The organism is Streptomyces sp. NPDC127038 (assembly GCF_042725875.1).
GTDB lineage: Bacteria > Actinomycetota > Actinomycetes > Streptomycetales > Streptomycetaceae > Streptomyces.
On record NZ_JBHXDQ010000120.1, the window covers coordinates 1 to 10,591 of the forward strand.

The 10,591-nt window shown below is 70.7% G+C and carries 7 protein-coding genes and 1 pseudogene; 1 reads left to right on the forward strand and 7 read right to left on the reverse strand.

Annotated features, from left to right (window positions below; genetic code table 11):
* From ACFWI4_RS40480 to tkt, 5 genes and pseudogenes are all read right to left on the reverse strand, one after another.
* Positions 1 to 305 (reverse strand): annotated as a pseudogene (locus ACFWI4_RS40480) (glucose-6-phosphate isomerase); the annotation flags it as partial.
* Positions 298 to 1,230, reverse strand: a complete 933-nt coding sequence (opcA, locus tag ACFWI4_RS40485) for a glucose-6-phosphate dehydrogenase assembly protein OpcA (protein ID WP_387206622.1) — start codon at positions 1,228 to 1,230, stop codon at positions 298 to 300. The gene opcA and the pseudogene ACFWI4_RS40480, both read right to left, overlap by 8 nt.
* Positions 1,227 to 2,954 (reverse strand): glucose-6-phosphate dehydrogenase, encoded by a 1,728-nt coding sequence (gene zwf, locus ACFWI4_RS40490; protein WP_387206624.1) that lies wholly within the window; start codon positions 2,952 to 2,954, stop codon positions 1,227 to 1,229. Before zwf ends, opcA begins: the two co-directional genes overlap by 4 nt.
* Complete coding sequence (tal, locus tag ACFWI4_RS40495; RefSeq protein WP_387206626.1) at positions 2,951 to 4,120, reverse strand: transaldolase; 1,170 nt, start codon at positions 4,118 to 4,120, stop codon at positions 2,951 to 2,953. The genes zwf and tal overlap by 4 nt, the downstream gene beginning before the upstream one ends.
* Positions 4,121 to 4,139: 19 nt before the next feature.
* The gene (gene tkt / locus ACFWI4_RS40500) at positions 4,140 to 6,215 is read right to left on the reverse strand and encodes a transketolase (protein ID WP_387206628.1); all 2,076 of its coding nucleotides are present in this window, start codon (positions 6,213 to 6,215) and stop codon (positions 4,140 to 4,142) included.
* A gap of 146 nt (positions 6,216 to 6,361) precedes the next feature.
* On the opposite strand from tkt, the gene ACFWI4_RS40505 reads away from it, so the two are divergent.
* Complete coding sequence (locus tag ACFWI4_RS40505) at positions 6,362 to 7,267, forward strand: AraC family transcriptional regulator (RefSeq protein ID WP_387206630.1); 906 nt, start codon at positions 6,362 to 6,364, stop codon at positions 7,265 to 7,267.
* A gap of 154 nt (positions 7,268 to 7,421) precedes the next feature.
* Here ACFWI4_RS40505 and ACFWI4_RS40510 read toward each other — a convergent pair whose 3' ends face one another.
* Entirely contained in the window at positions 7,422 to 8,825 is a 1,404-nt protein-coding gene (locus ACFWI4_RS40510) for a glycoside hydrolase family 16 protein (protein WP_387206632.1), read from the reverse strand.
* Between the two features lie 240 nt (positions 8,826 to 9,065).
* Positions 9,066 to 10,352 (reverse strand): Ig-like domain-containing protein, encoded by a 1,287-nt coding sequence (locus tag ACFWI4_RS40515; protein ID WP_387206634.1) that lies wholly within the window; start codon positions 10,350 to 10,352, stop codon positions 9,066 to 9,068.
* Between the last annotated feature and the right edge of the window lie 239 nt (positions 10,353 to 10,591).

Below are 10,591 nucleotides of genomic sequence, written 5' to 3' on the forward strand. Positions count from 1 at the left end.
AGCGCGGTGTGCAGCACCGCCCGGTCCTCGGTCGTGTTGATCCTCTCGCCCCGGAACATCGCGTCCCGCAGCCCGAACACGTCCGTGGCGACGGCGAGTTCCTGGAGCAGGGCCAGAGTCTCGTCGGTGATCAGATGCTTGGAGTAGTCGATCCGCAGGTCGCCGACCCGGACGACGTAGCGCTCGGCGCGCGCGGGGTCGGCGGCGAACAGGTCACGCAGCCGCGGGTGGAGCAGCGCGGTCGCGCGGTGGTCCTCGAGGGCCACCCACTCCGGACGGCGGGTCGGCTTGGGGTAGTCAGACACGGGGGGTCTCCTTGGGGGCCTCGCCGCGCAGGGCGATGGCGTACATCTCGTCCGCGTCCAGGCGGCGCAGTTCCTCGGCGATCAGCTGGGAGGTGGAGCGCACCTTCAGCGCGAGGGTGCGGGAGGGCTGACCGGGCAGGGACAGGGTCGCCAGCGGGCCCTCGGGGCGGTCGATGACGATCTCGCCGTTCTCGGTGCCGAGCCGTACGGCGGTCACCACGGGACCCGCGGTGACGACCCGTTCGGTCTTGACCCGCAGGCGGGCCTCCAGCCAGCGGGCCAGCAGTTCGGCGCTCGGGTTCTGCGCCTCGCTCTCGACGGTCGCCGAGATCACCTTCGTACGGGCCTGGTCGAGGGCCGCCGCCAGCATGGAGCGCCACGGGGTGAGCCGGGTCCAGGCCAGGTCGGTGTCGCCCGGCGCGTACGAGGCGGCGCGGGCGTCCAGCGCGTCGAGCGGCGCCTCGACGGCGTACATGTCGGTGATCCGGCGCTGGGCGAGGGCGCCCAGCGGGTCCTTGACCGGGTTCTCGGGCGCGTCCACCGGCCACCAGACGACGACCGGGGCGTCCGGGAGGAGCAGCGGCAGGACCACCGAGTCGGCGTGGTCGGAGACGTCTCCGTACGTCCGCAGGACGACCGTCTCGCCGGTGCCCGCGTCGGAGCCGACACGGACCTCGGCGTCCAGACGGGAGTTGGTGCGGTCGCGCGGGGTGCGGGCGACCCGCCTGATGACGACCAGGGTGCGCGAGGGGTGCTCGCGCGAGGCCTCCTCGGCCGCCTTGATCGAGTCGTACGCGTTCTCCTCGTCGGTGACGATGACCATCGTCAGGACCATGCCCACGGCGGGGGTGCCGATGGCCCGGCGCCCTCGCACGAGCGCCTTGTTGATTTGGCTTGCCGTGGTGTCGGTCAGGTCGATCTTCATGGCCTGCGCCAGCTCCGTCCGTCTCGTGCGAGCATCTCGTCGGCTTCCTCCGGGCCCCAGCTGCCCGAGGGGTACTGCGCGGGCGTGCCGTGGCTGTCCCAGTACCCCTCGATCGGGTCGAGGATCTTCCAGGACTCTTCCACCTCCTGGTGACGGGGGAAGAGATTGGCGTCGCCGAGCAGGACATCCAGGATCAGCCGTTCGTACGCCTCCGGGCTGGACTCGGTGAACGACTCGCCGTACGCGAAGTCCATGGTGACGTCCCGGATCTCCATCGAGGTACCCGGTACCTTCGATCCGAAGCGCACCGTCATGCCCTCGTCGGGCTGGACGCGGATGACGATCGCGTTCGCGCCGAGTTCCTCGGTCGCCGTGGAGTCGAACGGGGAGTGCGGTGCGCGCTGGAAGACGACCGCGATCTCCGTGACCCGCCGGCCCAGACGCTTGCCGGTGCGCAGGTAGAACGGGACCCCGGCCCAACGGCGGTTGTCGACCTGGAGTTTGACGGCCGCGTAGGTGTCGGTCTTCGACCCGGGGTCGATGCCCTCCTCCTGGAGGTAGCCGACGACCCTCTCGCCGCCCTGCCAGCTCGCCGCGTACTGGCCGCGCACGGTGTGCTCGCCCAGGTTCTCCGGCAGCTTCACGGCCCTGAGGACCTTGAGCTTCTCGGCGAGCAGCGACTCGGCGTCGAACGCGGCCGGTTCCTCCATGGCGGTCAGCGCCATCAGCTGGAGCAGATGGTTCTGGATGACGTCACGGGCGGAGCCGATGCCGTCGTAGTAGCCGGCGCGGCCGCCGATGCCGATGTCCTCGGCCATGGTGATCTGGACGTGGTCGACGTACGACCGGTTCCAGACGGGCTCGTACATCTGGTTGGCGAAGCGGAGCGCCAGGATGTTCTGGACGGTCTCCTTGCCGAGGTAGTGGTCGATCCGGAACACCTGCTCCGGGTCGAACACGTCGTGCACGATCCGGTTCAGCTCACGGGCGCTCACCAGGTCGTGGCCGAACGGCTTCTCGATGACCGCGCGCCGCCAGGACCCCTCGGGGGCGTCCGCCAGCCCGTGCTTCTTGAGCTGCCTGACCACCTTCGGGAAGAACTTCGGCGGTACGGAGAGGTAGAACGCGTAGTTGCCGCTCGTCCCCCGGGACGCGTCCAACTCGTCGACGGCGCTGCGCAGTTGCTTGAACGCCGTGTCGTCGTCGAAGTCACCGGGGATGAACCGCATGCCCTCGGCGAGCTGCTGCCAGACCTCCTCGCGGAACTCGGTCCTGGAGTGCTCGCGCACCGAGTCGTGCACCACCTGCGCGAAGTCCTGGTCCTCCCACTCGCGGCGGGCGAACCCGAGCAGCGAGAAGCCGGGCGGCAGCAGACCCCGGTTGGCGAGGTCGTACACGGCCGGCATCAGCTTCTTGCGGGACAGGTCGCCGGTGACACCGAAGATGACCAGGCCGGAGGGGCCGGCGATCCGGGGGAGCCGGCGGTCGCGCGGGTCGCGCAGCGGGTTGTCCCAGTCGGCCGCCACGCCGAGCGCGGCGGCGAGGTCCTCGACCTCCGGGACGCCGGGCGTGCCCGCGGCACCCCCGGTCACCGGGACGCCGAGCGCCTCGGCCACGGCCTCGGGGGTCAGAGTTCCCGGTTCCACGGCCGGGTCACCGGATCCCTGCGGCGCGGCGGCCGCGTCCTGCGACGCACTGCCGGAATGTGCCTCACCCCCGGTCATTCGCCCTCAACTCCCTTGCCGCGCAACGAGACCTTCACCGCGTCGAGGAGGTCCTCCCACGCGGCCTCGAACTTCGCGACGCCCTCGTCCTCCAGCAGGCCGACGATCTCGTCGTAGGAGATGCCGAGCGCCTCGACGGCGGCCAGGTCCGCACGCGCCCGGTCGTAGCCGCCGGTCACCGTGTCGCCGTGGATGTCGCCGTGGTCGGCGGTGGCGTTCAGCGTCCCCTCCGGCATGGTGTTGACCGTGCCCGGGGCGACCAGCTCGTCGACGTACAGGGTGTCCTTGTACGCGGGGTCCTTCACGCCCGTGGAGGCCCACAGGGGACGCTGCTTCTGCGCGCCGTGGGCGGCGAGGGCCGTCCAGCGGGCGTCGCCCGGCGTGGTGCCGTCGGCGGCGCCGAACACGCCCTCGTACGCCTCGTAGGCCAGCCGCGCGTTGGCGAGCGCCGCCCGGCCCTTGAGCGCGAGCGCCTCGTCCGTGCCGGTCTTCGTGAGCCGCTTGTCGATCTCGCTGTCGACGCGCGAGACGAAGAAGGAGGCGACGGAGTGGATGCCGGCGAGGTCGATGCCCGCGGCCTTCGCCTTCTCCAGGCCCGCCAGGTAGGCGTCCATGACCTCGCGGTAGCGCTCCAGCGAGAAGATCAGCGTGACGTTGACGCTGATGCCGAGGCCGATGACCTCGGTGATCGCCGGGAGACCGGCCTTCGTCGCCGGGATCTTGATCATCGCGTTGGGGCGGTCCACCAGCCAGGCGAGCTGCTTGGCCTCGGCGACGGTCGCGGTGGTGTCGTGCGCCAGCCGGGGGTCGACCTCGATGGAGACCCGGCCGTCCCGGCCGTCGGTCGCCTCGAACACCGGGCGCAGGATGTCCGCGGCGGCGCGGACGTCGGCGGTCGTCATCATGCGGACGGCCTCGTCGACCGTCACCCCGCGCACCGCGAGGTCGGCCAGCTGCTCGCCGTAGCCCTCGCCGGAGCCGATGGCGGCCTGGAAGATGGACGGGTTGGTGGTCACGCCCACCACGTGCCGCGTGGCGACGAGTTCGGCCAGGTTGCCGGACTCGATGCGCTTGCGGGAGAGGTCGTCGAGCCAGATGGAGACGCCTTCGCCGGAGAGGCGCTCAAGGGGTACCGCGGTCGCGGTTGCTTCGGTCACAGTGATCATCTTCCTTCGTGCGAACGGATCAACCGCGCAGGGCGGCGAGGGATTCCCGCGCGGCGGCGGCGACGTTGCCGGCGGTGAAGCCGAACTCGGCGAACAGGGTTCCGGCGTCGGCCGAGGCGCCGAAGTGCTCCAGCGAGACGATCCGTCCCGCGTCACCGACGTACCGGTACCAGGTCAGGGCGATGCCGGCCTCGACCGCCACGCGGGCCTTCACGGACGGCGGCAGGACGCTGTCCCGGTACTCCGCGGACTGCTCCTCGAACCACTCGACGGACGGCATCGACACCACGCGGGTGCCGACACCCTCGGCCTCCAGCAGCTCGCGCGCCGCGACGGCGAGCTGCACCTCGGAGCCGGTCGCGATGAGGACGACGTCCGGGGTGCCGGTGGAGGCGTCCCGCAGGACGTAACCGCCGCGCGCCGCGTCGGGGTTGGCCGGGTAGGTCGGCACACCCTGACGGGTGAGCGCCAGACCGTGCGGGGCCGGGTTCGTGGCGTGCCGTTCGAGGATCTCGGCCCAGGCGACGGCCGTCTCGTTGGCGTCGGCCGGACGGACGACGTTCAGGCCGGGGATGGCGCGCAGCGAGGCGAGGTGCTCGACCGGCTGGTGGGTGGGGCCGTCCTCGCCGAGGCCGATCGAGTCGTGCGTCCACACGTACGTCACCGGGAGCTGCATCAGCGCGGAGAGACGGACGGCGTTGCGCATGTAGTCGGAGAACACCAGGAAGGTGCCGCCGTAGATGCGGGTGTTGCCGTGGAGCGCGATGCCGTTCATCTCCGCGGCCATGGAGTGCTCGCGGATGCCGAAGTGGATCGTGCGGCCGTACGGGTTCGCCTCGGGCAGCGGGTTGTCCGCCGGGAGGAACGAGCTGGTCCTGTCGATCGTGGTGTTGTTCGAGCCGGCGAGGTCGGCGGAGCCGCCCCACAGCTCGGGCAGCACGGAGCCGAGGGCCTGGAGCACCTTGCCGGAGGCGGCGCGGGTGGCGACGGACGTGCCCTCCTCGAACACCGGCAGCGCGCTCTCCCAGCCCTCGGGGAGCTGGCCCGCGACGACCCGGTCGAACAGCCGCGCGTTCTCGGGCCGTTCGGTGCGCCAGGCGCCGATGCGCTTGTCCCAGGCTGCGTGCGCCTCGGCGCCCCGGTCCAGGGCCTTGCGGGCGTGGGCCAGCACCTCGTCGTCGACCTGGAAGGTGCGCTCCGGGTCGAAGCCCAGGATCCGCTTGGTGGCGGCGATCTCCTCGGCGCCGAGCGCGGAGCCGTGCGAGGCCTCGGTGTTCCGCGCGTTCGGGGCGGGCCAGGCGATGATCGTGCGCATCGCGATGATGGACGGGCGTCCGGTCTCGGCCTGCGCCGCCTTCAGCGCGGTGTACAGGGTGTGGACGTCGGTGTCGCCGTCGGGCGTGGGCTCGATGCGCTGCACGTGCCAGCCGTACGACGCGTAGCGCGCCAGCACGTCCTCCGAGAAGGCGGTCGCGGTGTCGCCCTCGATGGAGATGTGGTTGTCGTCGTAGAGGAAGACGAGGTTGCCGAGCTTCTGGTGGCCCGCGAGCGAGGAGGCCTCCGCCGAGATGCCCTCCTCCAGGTCGCCGTCGGAGACGATCGCCCAGATGGTGTGGTCGAACGGGGACTCGCCCTCGGGGGTCTCCGGGTCGAACAGACCGCGCTCGTAGCGGGCGGCCATCGCCATGCCCACCGCGTTGGCGGCGCCCTGGCCGAGCGGCCCGGTCGTGGTCTCCACGCCCGCGGTGTGCCCGTACTCGGGGTGACCGGGCGTCTTGGACCCGTGCGTACGGAACGCCTTCAGATCGTCGAGGCCGAGTTCATAACCTGACAGGAAGAGCTGGGTGTAGAGGGTCAGCGAGGTGTGACCGGGGGACAGGACGAAGCGGTCGCGGCCGGTCCACTCGGGGTCGGCCGGGTCGTGCCGCATCACCTTCTGGAAGAGCGTGTACGCCGCCGGGGCCAGGCTCATCGCGGTTCCGGGGTGACCGTTGCCGACCTTCTGCACGGCGTCGGCGGCCAGCAGACGGGCCGTGTCGACGGCGCGGCGGTCGAGCTCGGTCCAACTGAATCCGTCGGAGCTCTGCGTACTCATCTTCAAGAAGTCCTCACTTGAGGTGCTGCAACTGGGTCTTTGCGTTCAAACCTAAAAGTCAGACTTTTAATCGGGAAGGTGTCCGTGTGTCAGCCTTCGGTGAAAGTGGGACACATGGAGCCGTGGCGAGCCGACGCGAGAAGGACATGAACGACAGAACCACCCAAGGCGGCACCGGCGGTGACGGCCTCCAGGACGGGATCAGGACCTTTCCCTTCCCGGCGGATCTGAGCCTGTCCGGCGTGGGCATGCAGGTCGGCGCGATGGGAACCGGCCGCACCTGGCACTCCGACGCCCCGCTGGAACGCGTGCACCGCATCGACTTCCACGTCGTGATGCTCTTCCACGAGGGGCCCGTACGGCACATGATCGACTTCGCCGAGTACGAGGCCCGCGCGGGCGACCTGCTGTGGATCCGCCCCGGCCAGGTGCACCGCTTCTCCGGCGCCCCCTACCGCGGGACCGTCCTGACGATGCAGCCCGGATTCCTGCCCCGCGCGACCGTCGAGGCGACCGGCCTCTACCGCTACGACCTGCCGCCCCTGCTGCGCCCCGACCCGGACCGGCTGGCCGCCCTGGAGCACGCGCTCGCCCAGCTGGAGCGCGAGTACCTCGACACGACCACCCTGCCGCTCAGTCTGCACACCGCGGTGCTGCGGCACTCGCTCACCGCGTTCCTGCTGCGCCTCGCCCACCTCGCGGCGAGCTCCGCCGAGGCCGCCCACGAGCACCGGGACACCACGTTCACCCGTTTCCGGGACGCGGTCGAGAAGGACTTCGCCGTCAACCACAGCGTCAGCGCCTACGCGGACGCCCTCGGGTACTCGCGCCGCACCCTGGTCCGCGCGGTGCGCGCCGCCACCGGCGAGACGCCCAAGGGATTCATCGACAAACGGGTCGTGCTGGAGGCCAAACGGCTGCTCGCCCACACGGACATGCCGATCGGGCGCATCGGGGCCGCCGTCGGATTCCCCGACTCGGCCAACTTCTCCAAGTTCTTCCACCAGCACACGGGGGCCACGCCGGTGGCCTTCCGGGCCGAGCTGCGCTGAGCCCGGCGGGCGCGCGGGCCGGGACACGCCGGGCGGGGCCGCACCGGGCGGGAGCGCGCCGGGCGGGGCGGGACGCGCCGAGCGGGGCGGATCTCGTGGGTCCGCCCCGCTCGGCCGTGCCGGGACGCCGCGTGACGTCCGGCCGGTTCGGAGGTCAGTGACCGAAGTCGAACCAGTTGACGTTCACGAAGTCCGCGGGCTGGCCGCTGGTGAAGGTCAGATACACGTCATGGGTCCCGGTCACGGAGCTCATGTTCGCGGGCACGGTTCTCCAGGACTGCCAGCCACCGGTGTTGGCCAGCGCGAAGCTCGCGACCGGTGTGCTCGTACGGCTGTCCAGGCGCACCTCGACCAGTCCGCTGACCCCGCCCGCCGCACCGCTCGCGACCCGGCCGTAGAACTGGGTGGCCGCGGAGGAACCGAAGTTGACGCCCTTGTACACCGCGTAGTCGCCGTTGGCGATCGTGCCGATGTCCTGGCCGCCGCCGGTGTCCGTGGTGGTCTCGCTGACGACACCGCTCTGGCTGTCGAAGGACTCGGCCTGGATGGCGCTGTAGGCGTCACGGTTGCCGGTGGGCGGGGGAGTGGTGCCGCCACCGCCGCTGCCGGCCGCCTGGAGCACCTGGACGTAGTCGACGACGAGCGGGTGACCGGGTTCCGTGCCGCTGTCGGGGCCGCCGCCGAAGGCGCCGGGGAAGCCGCCGCCCATCGCCACGTTCAGGATCATGAAGTAGCCGTGGTTGGTGGCGTTCGCCCAGGTGGTCGCGTCGACCTGGTTCGCCTTCACCGTGTGGAAGTTGACACCGTCGAGGTAGAAGCGGATCTCCTCGGGGCTGGTCGACCTGTCCCACTCCATCGCGTACGTGTGGAAGCCGGCCTGACAGGTCGTCCCGGTACAGGGCGTGTTGTTGCCGATGCCGCTGGTCTCGTTGCACGGGCCGCCCGGGCTGGTGCCGCAGTGCATCGTGGCCCACTCGGTGTTGAGACCCTGGACGTTCTCCATGACGTCCAGCTCGCCGACGCCCGGCCAGTTCTGGTAGTTGCCGCGGTAGGGCGCGCCCAGCGCCCAGAAGGCGGGCCAGTAGCCCTTGGCGGCGGCGCCGGTCACGTTCGGCATCTGGAGCCGCGCCTCCATGCGCAGCTTGCCGCCGGCGGGGGGCTGGAAGTCGGTGCGGGTGGTCTCGATGCGGCCCGAGGTCCAGTTGCCCGAGGCGTCGCGGCGCGGGGTGATCAGCAGGTCGCCGTTGCCGTCCAGAGCCACGTTGTTGGTGCTCGACGTCATCGTCTCGACTTCGCCGGTACCGAAGTTGGCGGGCCCGCCGGGATAGCTGGTGCCCGTCGTGTACTGCCAGTTGGCGGTGTTGACGCCACTTCCCGCGGCGCCGTTGAAGTCGTCAAGGAAGACCTGGGACCAGCCGGAGGACGGCGTGGGGGCCGACGCGCTGGCGGGGAGGGTGGCCGCGGTGGCGGCGGCCGCGGCCAGGCTCATCGTGCTGAGCACGGCGACGAGCACGCGCCGGACGGCGCCGCGTCTGGGGGTGCCGGGACTTTCACTCATGGCTGCCTCTTCGCGTACGGAGTGTGGGGTGCGCGGGTGGGTGTGAGAGCGCTCCCACGGAAGCTTGAGAGCGCTCTCAATGGAGGTGCGCGGCCAATGTGCTCTCTGTCACTCCGGTCGTCAAGAGGTGAAGCCGAGAAAGTCCTTTGGGGGCAAGGGAGTTCACGCCGTGAAGTAAGGAAGAAGTCCCGATGAGCGTGCCACGAAGGGCGGTTGAAGTCCTTTCGCCGGGCGCGGCCCTCAAAGGGCGCTGCCGGCCTTCCAGTCGGCCCACGACAGGTTCCAGCCGTTCAGTCCGTTCGACGCCTCGACGGTCCGCTCGCCCGAGTTCTCCACCACCACGACGTCACCGAGCATGGAACTCTCGTAGAACCGGTAGCCGGGTACGGAGCTGTCGTCCGCGCCCTTCGCGTCGCGCAGGCCGATGCAGCCGTGGCTGGTGTTGCTGCTGCCGAACACCGCAGGCGCGGCCCAGTAGTTGCCGTGGATGAACGTGCCCGAGGTGGTCAGGCGCTGGGCGTGCGGCACGTCCGCGATGTCGTACTCGTCGCCCAGTCCGACCGTCGAGGACTGCATCCGGGTCTGCTCGAACCGCTCGCTGATCACCATGATCCCGGACCAGGTGGTGTGGTCCGGTGCGCCGCCGCTGACCGGGTAGGTGGCGAGCGTCGTCCCGTCCCGCTCGACCGTCAGGGTCTTCCTCGCGAGGTCGACGGTGCTCACCTGGCGGCGGCCGATGTGGAAGGTGACGTCCTTGGACTGGACCCCGTAGACGCCGTTCCCGCCCTCGACGTCCTTCAGGCGCAGGCTCAGCGTGATCTTCGTGCCCGCCGCCCAGTACTCCGCCGGGCGGAAATCGAGCCGGGTGTTCCCGAACCAGTGGCCCACCACCTCGACCGCGGGTTCCGCGGTCACGGTGATGGCCTTTTCCACGGCGGCCCGGTCCGTCACGGCCTCGGTGAAGTTGATCGACACGGGCATGCCGACGCCGGAGGTCGAATTCGCCTCGGGCGTGAAATAGCCCGCGAACGTCTCGCCCGGGGACTTCGTGACGAACGTCGCGGTGTGTTCGGTGCCACCCTTCACCGCGGCCGTGACCGTGTATTTGGTGCCGGAGTACGGATTCCTGGACGAGGTCCAGCGGGTGCGGTCGGCACTGAAGGATCCGGCCAGGGCGGAACCGTCGTTGCCGGACACCTCGACCGAGGACAGGGTGCCGTCCGTCACGGAGACCACCACGGGCGCGGTGAAGCCGGCCTTCTTCGTCCCGTCCGCGGGCGAGACGGTGACCGTGGGCGTCCTCACCTGCGTCTTCGCCTTCGCCGCGGCCCCGGTCGCCGCCGCGTCCTTCCCGTCGGCGCCGGCCGCCGTGCCGCCGCAGCCGCTCAGCGCCAGGACCGGTACGGCGGACCCGAGGGCCGCGAGGACGCCCCGCCGTGACCAGGCCCGACGCTCCGCGCGGGGTCGTGAGGGGCCCGCCTCCCGCGCTGCGGAATCGGGCCGGTTCGCTATCTCGGGGACGCCCACGGAACGCCTTTCCTCGGTTCTTTCACTCAGCACCACTGCGGGTGCATCCTGCGGGACTTTCCTGGGTTGATTCTTTGAATCCGGCAGCCCCAGCCTGAGATTCCGGTGAAGGCACCCGGCGAGACGGCCTGAATCCACGGTTGCCGGGCCACGCCGGAATATGAACAGAGTAGGAAAGGCCCTGCCCGATCCCCGAGTTCCGCGGGAGATACCCGTCCGCGCCCGGAGGCCCTAGGTCG